This is a genomic window from Roseomonas gilardii (genome assembly GCF_001941945.1).
Classification (GTDB): Bacteria; Pseudomonadota; Alphaproteobacteria; order Acetobacterales; family Acetobacteraceae; genus Roseomonas.
Genome location: NZ_CP015583.1, coordinates 3,442,966 through 3,468,662 on the forward strand (window position 1 = coordinate 3,442,966; position 25,697 = coordinate 3,468,662).

The window sequence follows — 25,697 nt, forward strand, 5'->3', positions numbered from 1 at the left end:
GTCCCGGCGTCAGGCCACGTAGCGGAAGCGCTGATGCATCCGCCGCGCCCGGGGATCGGGGCGCGGGATGGCCGAAAGCAGGGCCTGGGTATAGGCATGGGTCGGATGGTCGCAGACCTGCCGCGCGGGGCCCGTCTCCACCACCTTGCCGCGATACATCACCGCCACCCGGTCGCACATGTAGCGGATCACGCCGAGGTCGTGGCTGATGAAGACATAGGACAGGCCCAGCCGGTCCTGCAGCCCCATCAGCAGGTCCAGCATCTGCGCCCGCAGCGACACGTCGAGCGCCGAGGTCGCCTCGTCCGCCACGATGATGCGCGGGTTCAGCGCGATGGCACGCGCGATGCCGATGCGTTGCCGCTGCCCACCGGAGAAGGCATGGGGATAGCGCTCCCGCCAGTCCGGGTTCAGCCCGACCTGCTTCAGCAGCTCGGCCACACGCGCATCGAGTTCCCGGCCCTTGGCGATCCGGTTCACCAGGAGCGGCTCGCCCACGATCTGCGCCACGGTCATGCGCGGGTTCAGCGAGGAGACGGGGTCCTGGAAGACCATGCGGATCTCCCGCCGCGCGGCGGCCAGAACCTCCTTGTCCGCGGTGGCGAGATCGACGATCCCGCCATCGGCGCGGCGGTAGCGGATGGCGCCGGCGGTCGGCTGGTACATCCGCAGCAGGCAGCGGCCCATCGTGGTCTTGCCGGAGCCGGATTCCCCCACGATGCCCAGCGTCTCGCCGGGGCGAAGCTGGAGCGAGACGTCGTCCACCGCCAGGACCGGGTTCTTCGCATTGCCGAAGATCATGGTGAGGTTGCGCACGTCCAGCACCGGCGGCACCTCGGCCGGGATGGGCTTGCGATGCTGGCGGATCTCCGCCTCGTGCTCCAGCTTCAGCACGGAGCCGATCAGCATCTTCGTGTAGGCGTTCTGCGGCGCGTGGAAGACCTGGTCCACGGGGCCGCCCTCCATGACCTTGCCGTGGTACATCACCAGCACCTCGTCGGCGATCTCGGCCACCACGCCCATGTCATGGGTGATGAACATCACCGCCATGCCGTGCTGCGCCTGGAGCCGCTTGATGAGGTCGAGGATCTCCGCCTGGGTGGTGACGTCGAGCGCGGTGGTCGGCTCGTCCGCGATCAGCAGCGACGGGTTGCAGGCCAGCGACATGGCGATCATCACGCGCTGCCGCATCCCGCCCGAGAACTCGAAGGTGTAGCGGTCGATCGCCTGCTCGGGGCGGGGGATCTCCACCTGTCCCAGCAGCTCGATGCAGCGCGCCCGCGCCTGGGCCTTGCTCATGCCCAGATGCAGGCGCAGCACCTCGGTGATCTGGTCGCCCACCGTATGCACCGGGGAGAGCGAGGACATCGGCTCCTGGAAGATCATCGCGATCTCCCGCCCCCTGACCGCGCGGATCTGCCGGCTGCGCGGATGCAGCTTCGCGAGGTCCACCGAGCTGCCATCCGGCCGGTGCAGCACCATGGAGCCGCCGACGATCCGCCCCGGCGCGTCCACGATCTGCAGGATGGAGCGCGCGGTGACGCTCTTGCCCGAGCCGCTTTCCCCCACCACGCAGAGCGTGCGCCCGCGCCGCAGGGTGAAGGAGACGCCGTCCACCGCCTTCACCACCCCCGCCCGGGTCGGGAAATGCGTGACGAGGTCGCGCACCTCCAGCACGGTGTCGGAGGGTGCCGGCATCGGGGCCGCCGGCCGGGCCTCCAGGATCGTGGCGCTCATTTGTTGTACGGGTCCGCGGCGTCGCGCAGACCGTCTCCCAGGAAGTTGAGGGCGATCACGGCCAGCACCACGGCGACGCCGGGGGCGAAGAGCCAGGGCGCGGTGGCGATGGAGCGGATGTTCTGGGCCTCCCGCAGCAGCACGCCCCAGGAGATGGTGGGCGGCTGCAGCCCGAGGCCCAGGAAGGAGAGCGAGGTCTCCGCCAGGATCATCGCTGGGATGGCCAGCGTCACCGAGGCGATGATGTGGCTGGCGAAGGAGGGCAGCATGTGGCGGAAGATGACCCGCTTCTCCGAGGCGCCGTCCAGCCGCGCCGCCGCCACGAAATCCTCCGTCCGCAGGCTGAGGAAGCGGCCGCGCACCACACGGGCGAGCTGCGCCCAGCCGGTGAGCGAGAGGATCAGCGTGATCATGAAGTAGTTGAGCGTCGCCGGCCAGTCATGCGGCAGCGCGGCCGAGGCGGCGAGCCAGATGGGGATGGAGGGCAGCGAGAGCACGAATTCCACCGCGCGCTGCACGGCGGCATCCACCCAGCCGCCGTAATAGCCGGAAACGCCGCCCAGGATGATGCCCAGCGTCAGCGACAGGAAGACGCCGACGAGGCCCACCGAGAGCGAGATCTGCGCCCCCTGCATGATGCGGGAATAGACGCAGCGCCCCAGCCGGTCGGCGCCCAGCGGCAGCACCACCTGCCCCGGCTCGCCCGGGGCCAGGAGGTGGACGCGGGTGGGGAAGAGGCCGAGGAGGTTGTACTCGTAGCCCTGGCCGAAGAGGCGCAGGCGCACCACCCGGCTCTCGTCCGGCACGTAGCGCATCTCCAGCGTCTCGGGATCGCGTTTCAGGATCGAGGGATGGACGAAGGGACCGAAGCTGCCATCCGGCGCGATGAAGTGGATCATCTGCGGCGGGTGGTAGGCGGCGCGGGTGTTCTGCTGCTCCGGATCATTGATCGCGAAGAAGCCGGGCACCAGGGCGATGACGTAGAAGATGGCCGTGACCACCAGCCCGATCATGGCAAGGCGGTGGCGGCGGAAGGCCCACCAGACCAGTTGCCATTGCGAGGCGACGGCGAGGCTCTGGCGATCGACGGTTCCGAGGACGGCGTCTGACATGGGGTCCCTACTCCAGCCGGATGCGCGGATCGGCGATGGCGAGGAGGATGTCGCTGATCAGGGAGCCCAGCAGGGTCAGCACGCAGATCAGCAGCACGAAGGCGCCGGCCAGGTACATGTCCTGGCTCATCAGCGACTGCAGCAGCATCGGGCCCGCCGTCGGCAGGTTCAGCACGATGGCCACGATGATGGAGCCGGAGACGAGGTTCGGCAGCAGCCAGGCGATGGTGGAGATGAAGGGGTTCAGCGCCACCCGCATCGGGTACTTCACCAGCAGATGGAATTCCGAGAGGCCCTTGGCCCGGGCGGTGGTGACATAGGGGCGATGCAGCTCATCCAGCATGTTCGCCCGCATCACGCGCACCAGGCTCGCCGTGCCGGAGACGGCGAGGATCACCACCGGGATCCAGAGATGCGAGAACAGGTCGAGCAGCTTCGCCATGCTCCAGGGCGCGCTGACATACTCGTCGGAGAAGAGGCCGCCGACCTCCTGCCCCCATTCCACCGCGGCCACGTACATCAGCACGATGGCCAGGAGGAAGGAGGGGATGGCCAGGCCGACGAAGGAGAAGAAGGTCAGCACATAGTCGCCGATCGTGTACTTCCTCACCGCCGAGAAGACGCCGAGCGGCAGGGCGATGGCCCAGGTCAGCAGCAGCGTGGCGAAGGTCAGCACCAGGGTCAGCGCCATGCGCTCCCAGATCAGCCCGCTGACCGGCTGCTGCCATTCGAAGCTCAGCCCGAAATCCCCGTGCAGGAGGATGTTGCCGATCCACTTCACGTACTGGACCAGCATCGGCTGGTCCAGGCCGAAGCGTTCGCGCAGTTCGGCGGCGGTGTTCTGGTCCACCGTCTCGTTGGAGGCGGCGAGGGTGGCGATATAGGTCGTCACATAGTCGCCGGGTGGAAGCTGGATCAGCACGAAGGCCAGGAAGGAGACCACCAGCAGGGCGGGCACCATCCAGGCCAGGCGCTTGAGGATGAATTTCAGCATGGTCCCGCCAAGGTTGCAGGAGTCGGTTGCAGGGGATCATGCGTCCCGCCCAGCCGGGCGGGACGCAGCCGGGGCTACGACGAGAAGAAGAACTGCTGCGGCAGGGCCGGGCCCGGATTGGGCCAGGACCAGGAATTGGGATAGCGCGGGGGCACGTTCTGCAGGTTGTTCCGCACCACGCCGAAGGAGTTGCAGTAGAGGCAGACACCGATCGGCTCGAAGGCCTCGGCGGCGATGTCGAAGACCTGCTTCATGATCTCGCCGCGCTTGCCGAGATCCGCCGTGCCGCGCGCCTGATCGAAGAGCTGCATGCGCTTCTTCTGGTGTTCGGGCGGCTCCATCCCTTCCTTGCCGCCGGACACGTACCACTGCGCCCAGGGCAGGCCGTAGCGCGTGCCCTGCGGATGCTGCGCGAAATAGTCGCGCGGGTCGATCATCGGGTCGAGCCCGCCCGGCCCGGCCCAGGTGGCCGCGTCGTGGTCGTTGTTGTCGCCACGCGTGTAATAGAGGGCGCGCTCGATGGTGTTGACCTTGATGTCCACGCCGATCGCGGCCCAGTGGCGCTTCACCAGCTCCAGCGCATCCACTTGGTCCGGCGCCAGGGTCGGGATGACATCGACGGCGAAGAAGACCTTCTGCCCGTCCGGCCGCAGACGGAAGCCCTGCCCGTCCTTCTTGTTGTAGCCGAGCTCGTCCAGCATGGCATTGGCCCTGGCCGGGTCGTACTGGGTGAACTGGCGGCCCAGGGCCTCGTGATACCAGGGATGGCCCGGGCGCGGCCCCATCTGCCAGGGCTCGGACTGGCCGAGATAGACGAGCTCGATAATTTCCGCCCGGTTGATGCCATGGGACAGCGCCTGCCGGAAGCCCTTGTTGCCGAACATGGCCCGCATCTGCGGGTCCTTGTGCGTCAGGTTCAGGTAGATCTGCATCTGCTGCGAGGAGGCGCCGATCAGTTCCACCAGATGGTAGCCGCCCTTCTGCATGTTGCGCGACAGGGTCGGCTTGTTCTGCAGGCTGTCGATATGCCGGTCCTGGATGTCGAGCTTGCCGGAGACGGCATCGATCATCAGGGATTCGACATCCTGCGAGATGCCGAGGTTCAGCCGGTCGATATAGGGGAGCTGGCTGCCCGCCGTATCGACCTGCCAGAAATACGGGTTGCGTTCCAGCACCACGCGCGTCGCGCCGCCGGTATAGGGCTCGCGGATCACCCAGGGGTCGAGCACCGGCTTCTCCGGATTGCCCCAGCGCGCGGGGATCTCGACATCGCCGCATTTCGCGCGGAACAGCGCGGCCCAGTCGGACATGCCGGCCGCCTTCGCGGCCTCCGCGACGCCCGTGCCGTATTTGGGGTGGAACTGGCCGCAGTAGTGCTTCGGAAACAGCGTCGGATACTGGCCGAGCGGCGTGGCCAGCGCCTCCATGAACATGGCGTAGGGCGCAGCGAAGCGGAAGCGGACCGTGTTGTCGTCCACCTTCTCCGCCGTGCCGGCCTTGTTGGCGATGACGATGGCCGAGGGCGGCGAGCGGTACAGCTCGGTGTTCTTGGCGCAATCCTCGATGGCGAAGACGACGTCGTCCGCCGTGAAGGGATGCCCGTCCGACCACCGCATGCCGGGGCGCAGGTGGAAGGTGAATTCCGTCGCGTCGGCGTTGATCTCCCAGCGCTCGGCGACGCTCGGCAGCACCTCGGTATAGGCGAGGTTCCAGCGCACCAGCCCCTGGTTGCCGACGATCTTCAGGATGCCGTTATGGTCTGCGGAGCCGCGCAGCCCGCGCCGCAGCGTGCCGCCATAATGGCCGACCTTCTCGACCTGCACCACCAGCGGCGTCTTCGGCAGGCGCTCGGCCAGGGGCGGCAGCTTCTTCTCCGCCACCAGCTTGGCCAGGTCAGGCGACTCCTTCGCCGCCGCGCCTTGTGCGGAAGCGATGCCCGGCAGGGCCATGGCCACCGTGGCGCCGACGGCGCCCTGCAACAGGCGGCGACGCTCCAGGCGGCAGGATTCAGGGACCGCGCGGGGGCGGCTTTCCTCGTACTCGGACATCTCTTCCTCCACACCGCGAGGATTGTTCCCCGCCGGTTGCGCTTCGCGTTCTTGTTTCCGCTCTTCGGCGGTCTTTGCTTGCGGGCCGGTGGAAACCGGGGCCGTTCCGGCTCAATTAGAATTCATGACAGGGTAATAATCACCATCGATCAAAGTCAATCAGCTTTGCTGTCCAGGCGACCAAGCGCTTGCAGAAGCCCGGTGATGTAGCCGTAGCAGAAGGCGAAGGCCGTATCCCGGGGATCGCGCCCGCTGATGGTCGGCACATGGTCCGGCATGATCATGTGCTCATAGCCGGTCTCGCCGTAGATCTTCAGCGACTCCCACATGTCCATGTCGCCATCCTCCGGGAAGGTCTCCATGAAGGACAGCTTCCCGCCGCGGATGTTGCGGAAATGGACGTTGAAGATTTTCTTCCGTTCGCCGAACCAGCGGATGACGTCGCCGACCTCGCGCCTTGGGTCGTCCAGCATCTCACCCACCGTGCCCTGGCAGAAGTTCAGGCCGTGATACGGGCTCTCGCGCATCAGCACGAAACGCTTCATTCCCTCCACCGTGCCCAGCACGCGCGTCACGCCGCGATAGCCCGGCGGCGTGTAGGGATCGTGCGGATGGCAGGCGAGGCGAACGCGGTTGCTCTCCGCCACCGGCACGACACGTTCGAGGAAATAGTCGATGCGCGCCCAGTTCTCCTCTTCCGGCAGGATGCCCGCCAGGGTGGGCGGCGCATCATGATCGGCCTTCTCCCAGCGGAAGGCCTCGCTCATCGCGCCGCCCCGGCTCGACTCCAGGGGGGTGCGCGGGATGCCGATGATGTTGAGGTTGTACTTGGCGGCGGGGATGCCGGCCTCGGCCAGCCGCTCGATCAGGCGGCAGATGCTGTCGATCTGCCGATCCCGGTCCGGCCCGGCGGACAGGATGTCGGGGCTGTGCTGCTGCTCGATCGGGCGCGAGGACAGCGGCAGCTGCACCATGTCGAGCGACAGGCCGAAGCCCCCGATCCTGTCGCGGAAGTGCAGCAGCGTGTCGAGCGTCCAGTCATGCGGATTGCCCGGTGGATCGGCGCAGACATGGCGGATGCCGAGCTGCGCCATCACGCGGTAGTCGTCGTCGTCGCGAGCGGGAACCTGGGTGCCGAGATGCATGGTCAGGCCCCGCCCCGGCCGGGGATCGTCACGGCGCGCGCACCCGCCGCCCGGGAAGACGACATTCGATTCAAGGCCCGCTCTCCCATTCCAGGCGCCCGGAAGGGGCACCATGGATCTTATATTTGTCATATGAATAGGGCGGAAACGGGCTGCTCCACAAGCGGATTCCCCGATCCACGGCTGGAGTTTCCGGGCATCCGAGCCATGTCCCGGCCCAGTTCCCCCGCCAACCCTTCCGGACCGGCGAAATGGTATGATCAATCCGCCTGCCCTGCGGTCCCCGGCGCGCCGTCTCAGGGAAAGGCGGTCGAGCCGTCAGGGCGACGCGGCACCTTGCGTTCCCAATGGACGTAGCCGTCCTGGCGCAGATACTCCTCGTCGATCTCCACGCCCCAACCCGGCCGGTCCGGGCGAAGTTCGAGATACCCGTCGCGCGGCAGGTAGGGATCGCGGACATAGCAGCCCACCCCCTCCCCCATCGGCGGCAGCCGGTATTCCAGGATGCGGAAGTTCGGCTGCGACGCGCAGAAATGCAGGTTCACCGCCGTGGCGAGCGGCCCCATCGGGTTGTGCGGTGCGACCGTGACGTAATGCGCTTCCGCGATGGCGGCGATCCTGCGCATCTCCAGCATCCCGCCGACGGCACAGATATCCGGCTGGATGATGTCGCAGCCCTGGACCTGGAGGAGACGCAGGAACTCGAAGCGGCTGTAGAGGGATTCCCCTGTCGCCAGGGTGCAGTCCAGGCCTCGCCGCAACGCGCCCCAGGCCTCGACATTCTCCGGCCGGATCGGCTCCTCGAAGAAGAGCGGGTCATAGGGCGCCAGGGCATTGCCCAGTTGCATCGCCTGACGCGGCTCGAAGATCTTGCCGTGTGCGTCGAAGGCGATCTCGAAGCCGGATGGCAGCGTCTCCCGGAGTTGGCGGAAGTATTCCGCACTGCTCCGCACCACCTCGCCCCAGCGATGCGCGTGCAGGTCGATGCGGTAAGGGCTGAGCTTGAAGGCGGTGAAGCCCCAGGCCGCGTGCAGCGCCTCCATCTCCGCCTTCGCCTGTGGCGGGTCAGGCGCGGTATAGACGCCGGCATAGACCCGCACGCGGTCGCGCGCATGGCCGCCCAGCAGCATATAGACCGGCACGCCCAGGGCCTTGGCCGAGATGTCCCAGAGGCAATGGTCGATGGCCGAGATGGCGGCGAGGCCCAGAGCACCCGGCGGAAAGCGGGACTGCTGCATCAGGAACTGGACCAGGTACTCGATGCGCCTTGGGTCCTGCCCCGCCAGGAAGGTGGAGAGGTAGTCCAGCAGCGGCGGCAGGGCCTTGTCCGGGCCGTGGTTGTAGCATTCGCCCCAGCCGGTGATCCCGGCATCCGTGTCCATGGCCAGCAGCACGCGCGGGCGGTCCCTGTCGCGTGTCATGAAGGCGCGCAGCCGTTCGATCCGCACCCGTTCCCCTCCCTTTGCCCGGCCGGCCTCCCCCACCTCGCGGTGTCCGGCCTCTTCCGGTGGAGGAAACAATGGGGCGCGGAAGACCGCAATGGGCATGGGGGCCGGGTCCACCGCTGGGGCGTCACGGAGTCCGCTTTGCTCCTGACGATCATGGACGCCCGATTCCGGACGGGAAGGAAGGGCAGGCCTACCTTCCTAAATTCTGCTGTGGCGCATGACTAACGAATCATATTCGGCAACGGACATGATAACCCTTCGATCATACCGACCATGCCGGAACCCAGCCATCTCATGTCGCTCGCCACCCGCCTCGATGTGCCAGTTGCTGCACCTGCCCCCTTCGATGCCTTCGCCGCCTCGGTCCAGGTGCAGCCTCCGCTCCGCGCCGCCATCACCCGGCACGAGCGCGCGGCGGAGCCCGACTGCATCGCCCGCCTCCTGCCGGACGCCACGCTTCCCGCCCCGCTCGCCGCCCGGGCGGCCGACACCGCGACGCGGCTGGTGGAGGCCCTGCGCCGCAAGGGCACGCGCGGCGCCGTCGAGGGGCTGGTGCAGGAGTTCTCGCTCTCCTCGCAGGAAGGCGTGGCGCTGATGTGCCTGGCGGAGGCGCTGCTGCGCATTCCCGACACCGCCACGCGCGACGCGCTGATCCGCGACAAGATCGGCGGCGGGGACTGGCGCTCGCATCTGGGGCATTCGCCCTCGCTCTTCGTGAACGCCGCCACCTGGGGGCTGGTGGTCACCGGCAGGCTCGCCACCACCAGCAGCGAGACGGGGCTGTCGCACGCGCTGACGCGGCTGATCGCGCGCGGCGGGGAGCCGGTGATCCGCAAGGGCGTGGATCTGGCGATGCGGATGATGGGCGAGCAGTTCGTCACCGGCCAGACCATCGCCGAAGCCCTGGTGCGCGCCCGGAAGATGGAGGCGAAGGGCTTCCGCTATTCCTATGACATGCTGGGCGAGGCGGCGACCACGGCGGCGGATGCGGAGCGCTATGGCCGCGACTACGAGACGGCGATCCATGCGATCGGGCAGGCCGCGGCGGGGCGCGGGATCTACGAGGGGCCGGGCATCTCCATCAAGCTCTCGGCGCTGCACCCGCGCTATTCGCGCGCGCAGCGGGACAGGGTGATGGCGGAACTGCTGCCGCGCGTGGCCATGCTGGCGGGCCTGGCGAAGCGATACGACATCGGGCTGAACATCGATGCCGAGGAGGCCGACCGGCTCGACCTTTCGCTGGACATCCTGGAGGCGCTCTGCCTCGACCCCGCCCTGGCCGGGTGGGACGGCCTCGGCTTCGTGGTGCAGGCCTACCAGAAACGCGCGCCCTTCGTGCTGGACTTCGTGATCGACCTCGCGCGGCGTTCCGGCCACCGGCTGATGATCCGGCTGGTGAAGGGCGCCTACTGGGACAGCGAGATCAAGCGCGCGCAGGTCGACGGGCTGGAGGACTTCCCGGTCTTCACGCGCAAGCGGCACACGGATGTCTCCTACCTCGCCTGCGCGCGGAAGCTGCTGGAGGCGCGCGACGCCGTCTTCCCGCAATTCGCCACGCACAACGCCCAGACCCTGGCCAGCATCCACGCCCTGTCCGGCTCCCTGGCCGGCGATTCCTTCCGCGTCGGCGACCACGAGTTCCAGTGCCTGCACGGCATGGGCGAGCCGCTCTACGAGGAGGTGGTGGGGCCGGGGAAGCTGGACCGCCCCTGCCGCATCTACGCCCCGGTCGGCACGCATGAGACGCTGCTCGCCTATCTCGTGCGCCGCCTGCTGGAGAACGGCGCCAATTCCTCCTTCGTGAACCGCATCCAGGACCCTGCCGTGACGATGGAGGCGCTGGTCGCCGATCCTGCTGCGCAGGTGGCGGCGGAACAGCCGGCCGGCGGGCCCAATCCGCGCATCGCCCTCCCGCGCGACCTCTTCGGCGCGGAACGGGTGAATTCCCTCGGACTGAACCTGAGCAACGAGGCCGAGCTGGCCCGGCTGGCCGCGGCGCTGCAGGACAGCGCGGCGCGGGACTGGCACGCAGCACCGCTCCTGGCCGGCATGAAGGGCCAGGGCATGCCGCGTCCGGTGCTGAATCCGGCCAATCATCGCGATCAGGTCGGTCTGGTGGCGGAAGCCTCGCCGGAGGCCGTCGAGAGCGCGCTGCGTATCGCCACGGAAAATGCCGCGTCCTGGGCCGCCGAGCCCCCCGAGGCCCGCGCCGCCTGCCTGTTCCGCGCCGCCGACCTGCTGGAACAGCGGATGCCGGTGCTGCTCGGCCTGCTGGTCCGGGAGGCCGGGAAGTCCTTCGCCAATGCGGTGGCGGAGGTGCGGGAGGCGGTGGATTTCCTGCGCTACTACGGCGCGCAGGCGCGGCGGGAGTTCCGCAACGACACGCATCGCGCGCTCGGGCCGGTGCTCTGCATCAGCCCCTGGAACTTCCCGCTCGCCATCTTCACCGGCCAGGTCGCGGCGGCGCTCGCCGCGGGCAATCCGGTGATCGCCAAGCCGGCGGAGGAAACGCCGCTGATCGCCGCGCAGGCCGTGGGTATCCTGCACGAGGCCGGAATCCCCGCCGGGGCACTGCAACTCCTGCCCGGCGACGGCACGGTGGGGGCGGCCCTGGTCGCGGATGCGCGTATCCATGGCGTGATGTTCACCGGCTCCACCGAGGTGGCGAAGCGCATCCAGGCGGAACTGGCGAAGCGCCTGAATCCCGGCGGCGCCCCGGTGCCGCTGATCGCCGAGACCGGCGGACAGAACGCGCTGGTGGTGGATTCCTCCGCCCTGGCCGAGCAGGTGGTGGGGGATGTGCTGATTTCCGCCTTCGACAGCGCGGGGCAGCGCTGCTCCGCGCTGCGCGTGCTCTGCCTGCAGGAGGATGTGGCGGAGCGCATCCTCGCCATGCTGCGCGGCGCCCTGGCGGAGCTTTCGACCGGCAACCCGGACCGGCTTTCCACCGATATCGGGCCGGTGATCAGCGTCGAGGCGCGGGACGGCATCCTGGCGCATGTCGAGGCGATGCGCGCGGCCGGCCATCCGGTGCACCAGTCCGTGCTGCCGGAGGAATGCCGCCACGGCACCTTCGTGCCGCCGACCATCATCGAGATCGACAGCCTGGATGCCCTGACGCGGGAGGTCTTCGGCCCCGTGCTGCATGTGCTGCGCTTCCGCCGCGATGGGATCGAGGCGCTGATGCGGGCGGTGGAGGCCACCGGCTATGGCCTGACCTTCGGCGTGCATTCGCGGATCGACGAGACCATCCAGCGCGTCACCACCCTGGCGCGGGCGGGGAACATCTATGTCAACCGCAACCTGGTCGGCGCCGTGGTCGGCGTGCAGCCCTTCGGCGGACATGGGCTCTCCGGCACCGGGCCCAAGGCGGGCGGGCCGCTCTATCTCCGCCGCCTGCTGGCCGCCCGCCCGGCGGCGACGGGCCTGCTGGCGGGCGCCGTGCCCGAACACCTCCGCGCCTGGGCGGCCTGGCTGGCCGGGCGTGGCGAGGCCGTCGCGGCGGCGGAGGCGGAGGCCCTCGGCGCCGCCACGCCCGCCGGCCTCGTGCTCGAACTCCCTGGCCCGGTCGGCGAGCGGAACACCTACGCCACCGAACCCCGTGGCAGCGTGCTGTGCCATGCCGCCGATGCCGCGACGCTCCACCGCGCCATCACGGCGGCGCTGGCTGCCGGGAACCGCGCCCTGGTCGCCGCCGGCGGCGCGCGGCTGGAGGCTCCCCTGCCCCCCGCCCTGGCCGGCTGGGTGCGCGAGGCCGGTCCCGCTGCCCTCCCGGACGTGCAGGCCGTGCTGTTCGGCGGAACGGAGGAAGCGCTGAAGGCCCTGGCGCAGCACCTCGCCTCGCTCGACGGCCCCATCGTCCCGGTCCATGCCATCGGTGGGGAGTCCGGCTTTCCGGCGGAGTTCCTGCTGCTGGAACGCTCGGTGAGCACCAACACCGCGGCGGCGGGCGGCAATGCGAAGCTGATGATGCTCGGCTGAACGGCTGCCCAACGGCGCGCGGGGGCCGCCCCGATGCCCGTCAGCCGGCTTCCAGGCGGGCCATGGCGCGGATGCGGTCCGCCATCCGGCAGGCCAGGGCCTGGATGGTGAGCGAGGGGTTCACGCCGCCGCTGGTGGGGAAAAGCGAGCTGTCGCAGATCCACAGGTTGCGGATGTCCCAGCACCGCCCATCGGCATCGGTCACGCTGCGCTCCGGGTCCGTTCCCATGCGGCAGGTGCCCATGAGATGGGCCGTGTCGCCCGGCTCGGTGAAGATGTCGCGCCCCCCGGCGGCCTCCAGGTGCCGCCGCATGAAGGCCTCCGCGTGCCGGTGCAGCCGCCGGTCCTCCTCGCCGAAGGAATGCGTCACCCGGGCCACCGGCAGGCCGAAGCGGTCCTTCTCCTCCGCCAGGGTGACGCGGTTGCGCGGCTGCGGCAGGCTCTCGCCCACGATCTTCAGCCCGGCCTGGTGGTTGTAGTCGGTCATGCGCGTGCGCAGCGCCTCGCCCCAGAGGCCCAGGCTGCTGGTCATGGTATTGACCCAGGACACCGGCAGCGGCCCCTGGCTCATGTAGGAATAGCCGCCCGGGAAGTCCTTGCCCTCGTCCGTGTAGTTCCAGTGTTCCGTGACGGAGAGGGAGGGCGGCCCCTTGTACCAGCGGATCTCGTCCTCCATCCGCCCGAAGACGCCGAGATTGCCGTGCACCATCAGGTTCCGGCCGACGAGGCCGGAGCGGTTGGCCAGGCCGTCCGGGAAGCGGGCATTGGCCGAGTTCAGCAGCAGGCGCGGCGTTTCGATCGCATAGCCCGCCACCACGACGTTGCGCGCCTTCTGGAAGCGCCATTCCCCGTCCCGGTGGTAGTGCAGGCCGGTGGCTCGGTCGTCCGGCCCCACCTCGATCCGCCCCGCCATGGCGAGGTCGCGGATCTCCGCCCCAGCCTCCAGCGCGCGCGGCAGCCAGGTGACCAGCACGCTCTGCTTGGCATTGGTGGAGCAGCCGGAGACGCAGAAGCCGCGATAGACGCAGGGATGCGCCAGCCCGCGCGGCGCGGAGACGGTGGCCAGCGGCGTCGGCGCCCAGGCGATGCCCAGCTTCTCCGCCCCGCGCGCCAGGACATTGGCGGCGGCGTTCATCGGATGCGCGCGGTAGGGGGAGCGGCGACGGTGCGGCCCCCAGGGATAGCGCACCGGGCCGGAAATCTTCAGCGCATCCTCGACCTCGTCGTAGTAGCGCCACATCTCGCGCCAATCGACCGGCCAGTCCTCGCCATAGCCGAGCCGCGAGCGCGCCTTGAACCATTCGGGGCGGAAGCGCAGCGAGACCATGGCGAAGTGCACCGTGCTGCCGCCCACCGCCTGGCCGCTGTTGTTGGCGCCGAGCTCCAGCGGGTCGTCGCCATCGCAGATCCGCTCGTCGAGCCAGTAGAGCTTGCTCTGGGAGCGTTCGTCGGAGGCGAATTCCTCCAGCGGGCGCCAGTAGGGACCGACATCGAAGGCGACCACGGAAAAGCCCGCTTCGGCCAGCCGGCAGGCCAACGTGCCGCCCCCGGCCCCGGTGCCGACGATGGCGAAATCCACCGTGTCGCCGTCGGCATATTGCCGCATCGGCACCCAGGCGCCGGGGCGCATCACATCCGGCGCGCGGTGGTCGCGGGCGCGGGTCCCGCTCGCGGCGTCAGCGGTCATGGCGATGCTCCGCCGCCTCCCAGGGATCGCGCCGGTTCTCGTCCATGCGGACATAGCCGCGCGGCGAGGCCGGGCCGCCGAAGCCGATCTCGCTCCAGGCGGTGGGATGAGCGTAGTAGGCGCTGCCGATATCGTGCAGCACGCGGCTCTTGAAGAAGGCCTTCGGCGGCAGCCCGCGCCATTCCGGCGCCTGGGTCTCGCCACGCTGTACTGCGCCCAGCAACGCGTCCTGGCGCCCCGGCGTCAGCTCCGGAAAGGCCGCGCCATAGACGAGCCATGCCTCCGCATCCAGGGCGCGCAGCCCCTGCCGCCAGCATTCGCCGATCGGCGGCATGCCGTCGATGCGGTAGCCGTCGCCATGGCCGGACCGCATCTGCGCGTCGATCATCTCCGGCAGGGGCACAGGCCGGTCGCGCAGCGCGGGCTGCGGCAGGATGCGGGCACAGAGCGCGACCAGCACCCGCCATTCCACCGCGTCGAAGAAACCCGGCGCGGGCGGGGCGAGGCGTTCCTCCACCACGGCCCGCGTCTGCGCGTTCCAGGACGGGGTGTCGCGCTTGGCCAGCACGTCATAGCCGGGATAGCTGTAGCGCTGCCGGGGCTCAGCCATGGTCCGGCCCTCCCATCAGCGCCAGCGCCGCCAGGCCGGCCAGGCCGAGGCCGGTGAAGGAAGGCGGCGCCGGGACCGGCGGCCCGTCCAGCAGGTTCTGGCTCCAGTTGCGCCAGCCGCCCATGTGGCGGGACACGCCGCGGATGTGGAAGCCCGCCCCGGCCATGCCAAGCAGCACCGTCAGCCAGGAAGCGCCGCGTGCCCGCTGCCGTGAGCGCCGTTCCTCCGGCCGCGCCGCCGCCCAGCCCAGCAGCCCCGCCACGGCGGGCGGCAGCAGCACGGGGAGGTACATGGCCCGGTTCTGGAAGTTGCCACGGAAATGCAGCAGCGCCGCCTCCGCCGTGGTGCCGAGCAGCCCGGCGGCGACCAGGGCGGCAATCCCCTGCCCCAGTTCGCGGTCGCCGAGCGGTTCCGTCTGCGTCAGGCCGAGGCTGTCCAGGCGGTCCGGCGGCTGTTCCCGCACCTGTTCCGCCGCCAGCCCCACCGCGCCGGAGAGCAGCATGGCAGCCGGGGCGCCCAGCGGGGCGCCGTAGAACAGGTTCTCGAAGCTCAGCCGGCCGGGGCGCTTGAGGACGTTGTAGATGTGGAAGCCCGTCCCGATCAGGCCGGTCAGCGCCGCCAGCCCGTGGATCGCGTTGCGCGTCCGGTGCGGCAGTGGCCTCCGGTCCGCCAGCCCGTGCAGGGCCGAGACGAGCGAGACGCCTGCCGTCAGCAGCGGCGTGACCATCGCCTTGTTCCGGAAGGCACCGCGATAGTGCTCGATACCGCTGTCGCCCAACACGGCGAGGGCCAGGATGGCGGCCCCGCCATGCAGATGCCGGGCGGCGCGCCTGCGCCTGTCATGCACGGCAGCCGTGCTGGGCAAGTGCAGGCGGGTGAGCAAAGCTCCCGCTGGCAGCGGCCAGGAAGGATTGCGGTCGGCGCGGGCTTTCAACCGGATCATGCGCGCTTCTTTCTGGAGGGCGTGACGGTCAGGAAACGAGGTAGCGGGCGGCGTCGGCCTGCCGGAAGGCGAGCCCCAGCCCCGGCCGCGACAGGTCCGGGGCGATGACGCCGCCCCGCAACACGGGCGCGCCGTCGAAGAGCATCGCCTCGATCCGCACATGGTCGTGGAACCATTCGAGATGCCGCAGGCGCGGGGCGGCGCAGGCGGCATGCAGGTGCAGGGCCGGGGCGCAGTGCCCCGAGAGATCCGTGTGGAAGCTGTCGCAGATCGCGGCGGCGCGCAGGAAGCCGGTGATGCCGAGGCAGCGGCTGGCATCCGCCTGCATCACATCCACGGCGCCCGCCGCCAGCATCCGGCGCACATAGGCGGGGTCGTAGGCATATTCCCCCGCCGCGATCTCCTGCCCCGGCGGTCCGCCCTCCCGCACCAGGCGCAACCCGTCCAGGTCGTCGCTGGAGACGGGTTCCTCGAACCAGGCGACCTCAGCCTCCGCGGCGCAGCGATGCGCCACGGCCAGGGCCCGCTTCGCGGTGAAGGCGCCATTGGCATCGACGAAGAGCCCGCCCCGCCCCGCCGCCGCGCGCGCCACGGCAATGCGGCGCGGGTCCTCTTCCGGATGGGTGCCGATCTTCATCTTCACCCAGCGGCAGCCATCCCGCTCCACCCAGCCGGCGAGCTGGTCGCGCAGCACCTCGTCGGGATAGGTGGTGAAGCCGCCGCTGCCATAGACCGGCGCCTCCCGCCGCGTGGCGCCCAGCAGTGTCACCAGCGGCAGGCCCAGCAGCTTCGCCTTCACGTCCCAGAGCGCGGCGTCGAGGGCGGAGATGGCGCAGGCCGCGACACCCTCCCGGCCGATGTTACGCACCGCCCGCACCATCGCCTCCCAGGCGGCGGGGAGGTCCATGGCATCCTGCCCCTGCAGCGCCTTCGCCAGCACGCCCTGCACCAGCCCGGCAGCGGCGGCGTCCGCATAGGTGTAGCCCAGTCCCCGCTCGCCCCCGGCCCGCAGCTCCGCCAGGACCAGCGTGGTGCGGTCCCAGGCGATGGTGCCGTCCGCCTCGGGGCGGTCGGTCGGGATGGTGTAGGCGGAGGCCGATACGGAGCCGACCGGAGCCTCCGCGCGCCGCAGGCTCACGACCGGCCCGGCAGCACCGAGCTTGCGACCTGTCGGAAGGTGTCCCTGATGACGCTGCCCAGTTCCGGCTCGCCCGCCATCGAGCGGGTGAAGGCCAGCGCCTGCTTCAGCGTGATATGCGGCGGCAGCGGCGGCACGTTGCCATCGGCGCGGAACTCCACCACCACCGGGCGGTCGGAGGCGAAGGCTTCCTCCCAGGCCGCGCCGATCTGCTCCGGATCATGCACCTCGATGCCCCTGAGCCCGATCATCTCGGCGAAGCGGGCATAGGCAACGTCGGGGATGTCCTGCGTCGTCAGGTATTTCGGGTCGCCCTCCATCACCCGCTGCTCCCAGGTCACCTGGTTCAGATCGCGGTTGTTCAGCACCATGGCGACGAATTTCGGCGTTTCCCACTGCTTCCAGTACTTGGCCACGGTGATCAGCTCGGCCATGCCGTTCATCTGGAAGGCGCCGTCACCGCAGATGGCCAGGACCGGGCGGCGCGGATGGGCGAACTTGGCCCCGATGGCATAGGGCATGCCCGAGCCCATCGTGGCGAGGCCGCCGGACAGCGAGGCCATCATGCCGCGCCGCATCTTCACGTCGCGCGCATACCAGTTGGTGTGGGAGCCGGAATCGCCGGTGATGATCACCCCGTCCGGCAGGCGCGGCGACAGCTCCCAGAAGATGCGCTGCGGGTTGATCGGATCGGCCGGCTGCATGGCCCGGTCCTTCAGGGTCTCCCACCAGCCGGCGATGTCCTTGGCGATCGTGTCGCGCCAGGAGGTGTCGGTCTTCTGCTCCAGCATCGGCAGCAGCGCGCGCAACGTCGCCGCCGCATCGCCTTCCAGGTTCACCTCCATCGGATAGCGGATGGAGAGGTTCCGTGCCTGCATGTCGATCTGCACGCCGCGCGCCGCGCCTTCCTTCGGCAGGAACTCCGAATAGGGGAAGGAGGAGCCCACCATCAGCAGCGTGTCGCAGCCCTGCATCAGGTTCCAGCTCGGCTTCGTGCCCAGCAGGCCGATGGAGCCGGTGACCCAGGGCAGGTCATCCGGCAGCGCCGCCTTGCCCAGCAGCGCCTTGGCCGCCCCGGCCTGGAGCCTGTCGGCCACGGCGATCACCTCGTCGGTGGCCTCCAGCGCCCCGGCGCCGACCAGCATGGCGACCTTCTTGCCGCTGTTCAGCACCTCCGCCGCGCGTTCCAGCGTCGCCGCGCCGGGGATGACGCGCGGCGCGGAATAGCCGCTGCCCGAGGGCACGATCCCGTGCGCGCGCGGCAGGTCCTCGACGGCCGGGAGATCCTGCAGGTCGTTGGGGAAGATCAACGCCGTGACTGCGCGCTCCCCCATGGCGATGCGCATGGCACGGTCGATCAGGTGGCGGATCTGCGCCGGCACCATCGCCGTCTGCACAAAGGAGCCCGCGACATCCTTGAACAGCGCCTGGAGGTCGATCTCCTGCTGGAAATGCCCGCCCAGCGCCGTGCGCGCCTGCTGCCCGACCAGGGCGAGCACGGGCTGATGGTCGGCACGCGCGTCATAGAGGCCGTTCAGCAGATGCACCGCGCCGGGGCCGGAGGTCGCGATGCAGACGCCGACCTCGCCGGTGAACTTGGCGTGGGCGCCGGCCATGAAGGCCGCCATCTCCTCGTGCCGCGCCTGGACGAAGTCGATCTTCCGCTCAGGAATCTCGTTGTGCCGCGCGAGGCCGCCGATCAGCCCGTTGATGCCGTCGCCGGGATAGCCGAAGACCCGGCGCACCCCCCATTCGCGCAGCCGCTCCCAGACCTGGTCGCCCACTGTCTTCGCCATGACGCCGCTTTCCTTTTCATGAAATTCTGGAAAGTTCTGCGGCGAAACGGAACGGACACGCCGCGAATTACGGCGTTTGAACGTGCCGGCGCGGGATCTGTTGCCTGTGCGCGGCTGTCGATGCGGTGACACAGCGTTCCATCAGACGATGCCACCTCCGCCACCACGCCGGACGGGGCGGCGGGCGGCGCGGTCCTGGCGGTAGCCGCTGGCGCGATAGGCCGCGACCGGGTCGATGGCCGCGCCCTTGCGCTGCCGCACCATGGCCAGGATCGGCGAGACATCCGTCTGGAAAGACTGCTTCAGCAGGCGGTGCGCCATCAGCGCGTCGTTCGCCTCCTGATACGCGGCCAGCGCGGCGCGGTCCACGAGCAGCGCCTGGGCATAGGCGCGCTGGATCTCCAGGGCCGACCCGATCAGGCTTTCGATCGGGTCGGTGACATTGTGCGACTGGTCGATCATGTAGGCGGGCGGCCGGTCGAAGGCCCCCGCCGCCCCGGCATCCACCAGCTCGTTGAAGACCAGGAAGAGCCGGAAGGGGTCGATCGAGCCGCTGTCCAGGTCGTCGTCGCCATACTTGGAATCGTTGAAGTGGAAACCGGCGAGGCGCTTCGCGTGCACCAGCCGCGCCACGATCATCTCGATGTTCACGTTCGGCGCGTGGTGGCCGAGATCGACGAGGCAGCGCGCCTGCGGCCCGATCTCCTGCGCCGCCAGCAGCGAGGAGCCCCAGTCCTGGATCACCGTGGCATAGAAGGCGGGCTCGCAGAGCTTGTGCTCCAGGAAGAGCGACCAGTCCGGCGGCAGCGCGGCGGCGATCTGCCGGACGCTGCCGATATAGCGCTCATAGGCCCCGCGCAGGTTCGACTGCCCAGGGAAGTTGGCGCCGTCGCCGATCCAGATCGTCAGCGCCTTGCTGCCCAGCGCCTCGCCCGCGCGGATGCAGGCGATGTTGTGCGCCACGGCCTGGGCCCGCACCGCAGGATCGGTGTGCGACAGGCTGCCGAACTTGTAGGAAAGCGGATGGTCCGGATGATCCGGGTGGTCCTGGAAGGTGTTCGAGTTCACCGCGTCGAAGCACAGGCCCAGCCCCTCCGCCTCGGCCCGCAGCGCGGCATGGTCCGCGACCTCGTCCCAGGGGAAGTGCAGCGAGACGCCGGGGGTGGCGCCCGTCAGCGCCTGCACCACGGCGCAGTCCTCCAGCCGGTCGCGCAGGCTGGCCGGCTCGCCCCCGCCGGGGAAGCGCGCGAAGCGCGTGCCGCCCGTGCCCGTGCCCCAGGAGGGCAGCGCCACGGCGAAGCCCGCGAGCCGCTCCGCCACCGCCTCGATGTCGATGCCGCGCGCCGCCAGCTTCCCGCCCAGCCATTCATAGTCGCGCGCCGTCTCGGCCTCCAGCGCGCGGTTGCATTCCGCGCGGAACGCCTCGTCCACCGGACGGACCCTCATGATCTGGTTCATTCCCGTCCCCTCCCTCGCGCCTGTCCCGACCTTAGCGGGTGAAGGCGGGCGCATGGCCCGCATCCACGTTCAGGATGTTGCCGGTGGACTTGCCGGACCGCGCCTCCGCGGCGAAGAAGGCGATGGCCTCGGCGATATCCTCAGGAAAGACGCCGCGCTTGAGCAGCGAGCGCTCGATATAGACCTTCTCCAGATCCTCCCGCGTCGTCCCGTTGGAGGCGGCGCGCTGGTCGCCCCATTCCCCCTGCCAGATGCGCGAACCGCGCAGCACCGCATCCGGGTTCACCACATTGGCACGGATGCCGTGCGGCGCGCCTTCCAGCGCGAGACAGCGGGCGAGGTGCAGTTCCGAGGCCTTGGCGACGCAATAGGCCGAGGCGCCCGGCGAGGCCACCATGGCGTTCTTGGAGGCCACCAGCACGATGGAGCCGCCCGTGCCCTGCGCCCGCATCAGCCGAAAGGCCTCCCGCGTCACCAGGAAATAGCCGGTGGCGAGGATCGAGAGGTTGCGATCCCAGAGTTCCAGGCTCGTCTCCTCGATCGGCGCGGCGGAAGCGATGCCGGCATTGGAGACGCAGATATCGACGCCGCCGAAAGCCAGCGCGGCCTCGGCATAGAGGGCCTGGACCGCTTCCTCCCGCGTCACGTCCACCCAGGCCGAGGCCACGGCATCGGCGCCATGGCTGCGGCGCAGCGCCGCCTCGGCCTCCGCCAGCGCGTCGCGGTCGATGTCGCAGAGCACGATGCAGGCGCCCTCATCCGCCAGGCGGCGCGCCGTGGCCATGCCGATGCCGCCCGCGCCGCCGGTGATCAGCGCCACCTTGCCGGCCAGCGCCTTCGGCCTCGGCATGCGTGCGAGCTTCGCCTCCTCCAGCAGCCAGTACTCGATGTCGAAGGCTTCCTGCTCCGGCAGGCCGCGATAGGCGGAGACGGTGGAGGCGCCGCGCATCACGTTGATGGCGTTGGTATAGAACTCGCCCGCGATGCGCGCCGTCGCCTTGTCAGCGGCGAAGGTGATCATGCCCACACCCGGCACCAGATAGACCACCGGGTTCGGGTCGCGCATCGCCGGGCTGTCCGGGCGCCGGCAGCGTTCGTAATAGGCGGCATAGCCTTCGCGATAGGCGGCGATGGCCGGCTCCAGGCGCGGCAGCAACTCCTCCAGCCCCTCCCGCGCCGGATCGAACTCCAGCACCAGCGGCGCGATCTTGGTGCGCAGGAAATGGTCGGGGCAGGAGGTGCCCAGCGGCGCCAGTTCCGCCAGGGCCTGCGAGCCCACGAATTCCAGCACCGCCGGGCTGTCGTCGAAATGCCCGATGCGGGTGGGCGTGGCGCCGCCATGGTCGCGCCCCGCGATCAACCCACGGATCCGGGGCATCAGCGCTGCCACCAGGGCGCGCCGTTCCTCCCGCGGCAGGGCGGCCACCTTCCCGCCGCCGAAAGCGGGCCGCCCCTGGGATTGCAGCGTCAGCCAGTCGATCGCCCGGTTGATCGTGCCGATCGTGGTCTCGTAGCACTCCCGCTGCGTCTCGCCCCAGGTGAAGAGCCCGTGCGCCTCCAGGATCACGCCCTTCGCCCGGGGATTCTCTACCACGAAGCGCTGTAGCCACAGCCCCAGTTCGAAGCCCGGGCGCCGCCAGGGAATCCAGCCGATCGTGTCGCCGAAGATCTCCTGCGTCAGGCGTTGACTGTCGGCCGAGGCGGCGATGGCGATGATCGCGTCCGGATGCACGTGATCGACATGCGGCCAGGGGATCAGCCCGTGCAGCGGCGTGTCGATCGAGGTCGCACGCGGGTTCAGGTTGAAGGTCAGATGGGGATAGAGCGCCACTATCGCATCCTCCCGCTCCGGCCCCCCGTAGAGATCCGGCAGCCGCAGCAGGCGGTCCTGGTAGAGCGTGGCGAAGCCGTCGAGCTTCATCGTGCCGATATCACCGCCCGAGCCCTTCACCCAGAGCACCGTCACCGTCTCGCCCGTCAGGGGATCGCGCATCGGGATCTTCGAGGAGGTGTTGCCGCCGCCGTAGTTGGTGACGCGCTTGTCGGAACCGAGCAGGTTCGAGCGGTAGAGCAGCTCCTCCTCCGGCGCCAGGGTCGCGGCATGCGCGGCGTCCCAGCGGTTCTCCAGCAGGGGAGCGATGGGGGTGACGGTGTTCATGGTGCCTCCCTGGACGCGGTTGTCGGCCCGCTTCCGGATGCAGGCTTCCATATCGATCATAAACGATCAAGTCCAATCCAATTCGACCGATTTTGATCGAGCGCCCTTGACGCCCTTCCGGCCGCGCCCTTAGCTGTCCGCTCGACCTCCCAGGGAAGGACCGGCGGGTGCTGGAGCGGGAACGTCAGCGGCTGATCCTCAAGACGGCAGAGGAGCGCAGCGTGGTCAGCGTGACCGATCTCTGCGACCTGCTCGGCGCCTCCGAGGCCACCATCCGCCGCGACATCGTGGCCATGGCCGAGCGCGGCGAGATCCGCCGCGTGCGTGGCGGCGTGGAGGCGCTGGAGCCGCGCTACCAGCCGCAGCTCGTCGGCCGCCCCTTCGCCGTGAGCCAGGAGGTGCAGGCGCCGCAGAAACGCGCCATCGCGCGCGTGGCCGCCGGCATGATGCGGCGCGGCGAGAGCATCATCATCGGCGCCGGCAGCACCACCTATTGCCTCGCGGAGTTCCTGGAAGGGACGAGCCTCGACATCCTGACCAGCTCCTTCCCGCTCGCCAGCCATCTCGTCGCGCAGAGCCGCAACCGCATCACCCTGCCCGGCGGCCCCGTCTATCGCGAGCAGGGGATCGTGCTCAGCCCCTTCGAGAGCGACGTGGCGCGGCATTTCCGGGGCGAGCGGATGTTCACCTCCTGCTACGGCCTGAACCGCTTCGGCCTGATGGAGAACGACCCGCTGATCGTGCAGTCGCAGATCCGCCTGATGGCCAGCGCCGAGACGGTGGTGGTGCTGGCCGACAGCCGCAAGCTGCGCCAGCAATCCTCGATGATCGTGGTGGAGCCTGGGCGGATCGGCACGCTGATCACCGACTGGGAAGCCCGTCCGGAGGAGCTGGAGCCGTTCCGGACCCTGGGCATCGAGATCATCCAGGCGGAACCGGGCCAGGAGGACGGGATCAGGCGGGTGGCCTAGCGCCAACACCGGCGAACGGGAGCAGGCCGCCGGCAGAGCGGCCGCTCCGGAACAGGGAACAGGAAACGGAACCATGACGGATGGCGCACGGCCCGCCGGATGGCAGGGGGCACGGCCATGAGCGGCGATGGGAAGATCGCCTTCCGGATGCAGCTCAACCCCGGACAGGCGGCGGCCTACAAGGCGCGGCACGACGCGATCTGGCCGGAGCTCATCGCCCTGCTGCGGGCGTCCGGCATCGGCGACTACAGCATCTTCCTGCATGAGCCGACGCAGAGCCTTTTCGCGGTGATGCGGCGCGCCCCGGACCACCGCGCCGATCATCTGCCGGAGGAAGCGGTGATGCGCCGCTGGTGGCGGCACATGGCCGATATCATGGCCACGGACGCCACCGGCGCCCCGCTCGCCGAGCCTCTGCCCCTGATGTTCCACATGGACTGAGCCCATGCCCGGCGAATGGCCCCCTGGCGAAAACTTCCCTGGCAAAAACTTCCCTGGCGGATGGACCCCGGGGCGGCTGCTGGCCGTGCTCGATATCGGCAAGAGCAACGCCAAGCTGGTTCTGCTCGACCCGCTGAGCGGCCGGGAACTCGCCCTTCGGCAGAAGCCGAACGCGCCGCGCGAGGATGGCCCGCTGCGCCAGCTCGACCTGCCCGGGCTGGAGGACTGGCTGCTGCGGACGCTGTCCGGCCTGCCGGAACGCGGCCGCATCGCCGCTATCCTGCCGGTGGCCCATGGCGCGGCCGCCGTGCTGCTCGATGGGGAGGGCGAGCCCCTGCTGGCGCCCGACTACGAGGACCCGGCCCTGTCGGGGGAGGACGTGGCCTACGAGGCCCTGCGCGATCCCTTCGGCGCCACCCTGTCGCCTTCCCTGCCGGCGGGGCTCAACCTGGGGCGCCAGATCCATTTCGTGCAGCACCGCCTGCCGGAGATCTTCGCCCGCACCGCCGCGATCCTGCCCTATCCGCAATACTGGGCCTACCGGCTCTGCGGCGTCGCGGCCAGCGAGGTCACCTCGCTCGGCTGCCACACGGATCTGTGGCAGCCGGCGCAGGCCCGCTTCTCCGGGATGGCCATCGGCCAGGGCTGGGAAAGGCTCTTCCCGCCACTGCGGTCCGCCGGTGCCGTGCTGGGCCGGCTGCGGCCCGCCCTCGCCGACCGCTGCGGCCTGCCGGGGGACTGCGCGGTGCTCTGCGGCCTTCATGATTCCAACGCCTCCTACCTGGCCCATCTGACGCATCGCGCGGCGGCGGAGCCCTTCGCCGTCGTGTCCTCCGGCACCTGGACCGTGCTGATGGCGCGCGGCACCCCCGCCTCCGCCCTGCGGCCGGAGCGGGACATGCTGGCCAATGTGGATGCGTGGGGCGGGCTGGTCGGCACCGCCCGCTTCATGGGCGGGCGGGAGTACCGGGCCGTGGCCGGCCCGGATGCCCCGCCGCCCGGCGAGGCGGACCTGTTCCATGTCCTCGACGAGGGGGCCTGTGTGCTGCCGGGCTTCGCCGGGGGCGGCGCCTTTCCGGGCCGCCATGGCGCGGTGCTGCGGGCCGGAAGGCTGGACGGCGCGGGCCGCAGCGCCCTGGCCAGCCTCTATCTGGCGCTGCTGACGGACCTGTCGCTCGGCCTGCTGCACGCCGCCGGCGACGTGGTGGTGGACGGCCCCCTGGCCCGCGACCCGCTCTACCCCGCGCTTCTCGCGGCGCTGCGGCCCGGTTCGCGCCTGCTGCGCTGCCCGGACAGCGCGGGGGCGGTCGCCGGGGCGCGTTGCCTCGTCCTGGGCCGGAAGGCACCGCCGCCCGTGCCCGAGGAGGTTCCGCCGCCCGCCTGGGCGGCCCGGGTCCGCGCGGCGCGTCGGCGCTGGCAGCGGGCTCTGGCAGGCCCCGGGGATACGGCCGGCCCCATCGGGCACATCGCCTTGCCCAAGGCCCCGCCCCTGTCCCTACCCCTGGCGGAATCCGTCCCTCCCGCGACGCCGGGCGGCATGATCTGAACCTTCCACGCCCCGGGTGGCCGCTGCCCTGCCCCGGCGAAAGGGCGGCGGCGGAATTCCCGCGGCAACGGCTTGGCACTCCGCTCCCAACTACCTAGCTTCCGCCGCAGGTGGGGGGGCATCCCGCACCGTGACGGCTCCATGAGGGACCGCACGGTCAACAAGAATGGGGGGCGCCGCCGGATCAGGACCTCCTGCCGGCGCGCATGATCCTCCACCCCACCAAACCAAGGAGGAAGACTTGACCGCGACCGACAATCTCCGCGTTCTGCGCCAGAATCTCCGGCAGGCCCGTGCCCATGTCGCCGCCAGCGTCATGGGGCGCGCCAATCTGCACGCCAACCAGGGCCGCCTTGGCCGGGTCCAGCGCCTGATGCTTTCCGTCAACCGGACGCTCTGGCCGCGCCAGGGCGAGGCAGGCACGTCGGCGGAACGGGACGGCCTTCGGCACTGAGCCAGGGCACCGGGGCATGATCCGCCGGCC

At 70.0% G+C, this 25,697-nt stretch carries 18 protein-coding genes; 5 read left to right on the top strand and 13 right to left on the bottom strand.

Translation table 11 applies throughout. The features are described 5' to 3' along the window. Positions 1-9: 9 nt before the first annotated feature. From RGI145_RS15785 to RGI145_RS15810, 6 genes are all read right to left on the bottom strand, one after another. Complete coding sequence (locus RGI145_RS15785) at positions 10-1,737, bottom strand: ABC transporter ATP-binding protein (protein ID WP_208863883.1); 1,728 nt, start codon at positions 1,735-1,737, stop codon at positions 10-12. Next, positions 1,734-2,849, bottom strand: coding sequence for an ABC transporter permease (locus tag RGI145_RS15790; RefSeq protein WP_075799101.1), 1,116 nt, complete (start codon positions 2,847-2,849; stop codon positions 1,734-1,736). The genes RGI145_RS15785 and RGI145_RS15790 overlap by 4 nt, the downstream gene beginning before the upstream one ends. A gap of 7 nt (positions 2,850-2,856) precedes the next feature. After that, complete coding sequence (locus tag RGI145_RS15795; RefSeq protein WP_075799102.1) at positions 2,857-3,843, bottom strand: ABC transporter permease; 987 nt, start codon at positions 3,841-3,843, stop codon at positions 2,857-2,859. 74 nt (positions 3,844-3,917) lie between these two features. Further along, complete coding sequence (locus tag RGI145_RS15800) at positions 3,918-5,891, bottom strand: ABC transporter substrate-binding protein (protein ID WP_075799103.1); 1,974 nt, start codon at positions 5,889-5,891, stop codon at positions 3,918-3,920. A 155-nt stretch (positions 5,892-6,046) separates the two neighbouring features. Then, the gene (locus tag RGI145_RS15805) at positions 6,047-7,036 is read right to left on the bottom strand and encodes a mannonate dehydratase (protein ID WP_075799104.1); all 990 of its coding nucleotides are present in this window, start codon (positions 7,034-7,036) and stop codon (positions 6,047-6,049) included. 296 nt (positions 7,037-7,332) lie between these two features. Then, positions 7,333-8,484 (bottom strand): mandelate racemase/muconate lactonizing enzyme family protein, encoded by a 1,152-nt coding sequence (locus RGI145_RS15810; protein ID WP_075799105.1) that lies wholly within the window; start codon positions 8,482-8,484, stop codon positions 7,333-7,335. 294 nt (positions 8,485-8,778) lie between these two features. On the opposite strand from RGI145_RS15810, the gene putA reads away from it, so the two are divergent. Then, positions 8,779-12,465, top strand: coding sequence for a trifunctional transcriptional regulator/proline dehydrogenase/L-glutamate gamma-semialdehyde dehydrogenase (gene putA, locus RGI145_RS15815; protein WP_075799106.1), 3,687 nt, complete (start codon positions 8,779-8,781; stop codon positions 12,463-12,465). Between the two features lie 40 nt (positions 12,466-12,505). Here the strand turns inward: putA and RGI145_RS15820 are convergent, their stop codons facing one another. The 7 genes from RGI145_RS15820 to RGI145_RS15850 all read right to left on the bottom strand — a co-directional run bounded on the left by RGI145_RS15820 (position 12,506) and on the right by RGI145_RS15850 (position 22,255). Then, entirely contained in the window at positions 12,506-14,152 is a 1,647-nt protein-coding gene (locus tag RGI145_RS15820; RefSeq protein ID WP_075799107.1) for a GMC family oxidoreductase, read from the bottom strand. Beyond that, positions 14,142-14,762, bottom strand: a complete 621-nt coding sequence (locus RGI145_RS15825) for a gluconate 2-dehydrogenase subunit 3 family protein (RefSeq protein WP_075799108.1) — start codon at positions 14,760-14,762, stop codon at positions 14,142-14,144. The genes RGI145_RS15820 and RGI145_RS15825 overlap by 11 nt, the downstream gene beginning before the upstream one ends. Then, on the bottom strand, positions 14,755-15,705 hold the full coding sequence (locus RGI145_RS15830; RefSeq protein WP_237183097.1) for a hypothetical protein: 951 nt from the start codon (positions 15,703-15,705) through the stop codon (positions 14,755-14,757). Before RGI145_RS15830 ends, RGI145_RS15825 begins: the two co-directional genes overlap by 8 nt. 28 nt (positions 15,706-15,733) lie before the next feature. Beyond that, a complete protein-coding gene (locus tag RGI145_RS15835; protein ID WP_075799109.1) occupies positions 15,734-16,843 on the bottom strand; it encodes an enolase C-terminal domain-like protein in 1,110 nt (369 codons plus the stop codon). Beyond that, on the bottom strand, positions 16,840-18,639 hold the full coding sequence (locus tag RGI145_RS15840; protein ID WP_075799110.1) for a thiamine pyrophosphate-requiring protein: 1,800 nt from the start codon (positions 18,637-18,639) through the stop codon (positions 16,840-16,842). Before RGI145_RS15840 ends, RGI145_RS15835 begins: the two co-directional genes overlap by 4 nt. A gap of 141 nt (positions 18,640-18,780) precedes the next feature. Beyond that, complete coding sequence (rhaI, locus tag RGI145_RS15845; protein WP_075799111.1) at positions 18,781-20,097, bottom strand: L-rhamnose catabolism isomerase; 1,317 nt, start codon at positions 20,095-20,097, stop codon at positions 18,781-18,783. Between the two features lie 31 nt (positions 20,098-20,128). Next, on the bottom strand, positions 20,129-22,255 hold the full coding sequence (locus tag RGI145_RS15850) for a bifunctional rhamnulose-1-phosphate aldolase/short-chain dehydrogenase (RefSeq protein ID WP_075800125.1): 2,127 nt from the start codon (positions 22,253-22,255) through the stop codon (positions 20,129-20,131). A 167-nt stretch (positions 22,256-22,422) separates the two neighbouring features. On the opposite strand from RGI145_RS15850, the gene RGI145_RS15855 reads away from it, so the two are divergent. The 4 genes from RGI145_RS15855 (at position 22,423) to RGI145_RS15870 (ending at position 25,667) form a co-directional block, all read left to right on the top strand. Further along, complete coding sequence (locus tag RGI145_RS15855) at positions 22,423-23,226, top strand: DeoR/GlpR family DNA-binding transcription regulator (protein ID WP_075799112.1); 804 nt, start codon at positions 22,423-22,425, stop codon at positions 23,224-23,226. A gap of 117 nt (positions 23,227-23,343) precedes the next feature. Further along, on the top strand, positions 23,344-23,667 hold the full coding sequence (locus RGI145_RS15860) for an L-rhamnose mutarotase (protein ID WP_075800126.1): 324 nt from the start codon (positions 23,344-23,346) through the stop codon (positions 23,665-23,667). Positions 23,668-23,752: 85 nt separating this feature from the next. Next, positions 23,753-25,213, top strand: a complete 1,461-nt coding sequence (locus tag RGI145_RS15865; protein WP_156878568.1) for an acetate and sugar kinases/Hsc70/actin family protein — start codon at positions 23,753-23,755, stop codon at positions 25,211-25,213. 241 nt (positions 25,214-25,454) lie between these two features. Continuing rightward, positions 25,455-25,667: a hypothetical protein gene (locus RGI145_RS15870; protein WP_075799114.1), complete on the top strand. Its 213-nt coding sequence runs from the start codon at positions 25,455-25,457 to the stop codon at positions 25,665-25,667. Positions 25,668-25,697 lie beyond the last annotated feature (30 nt).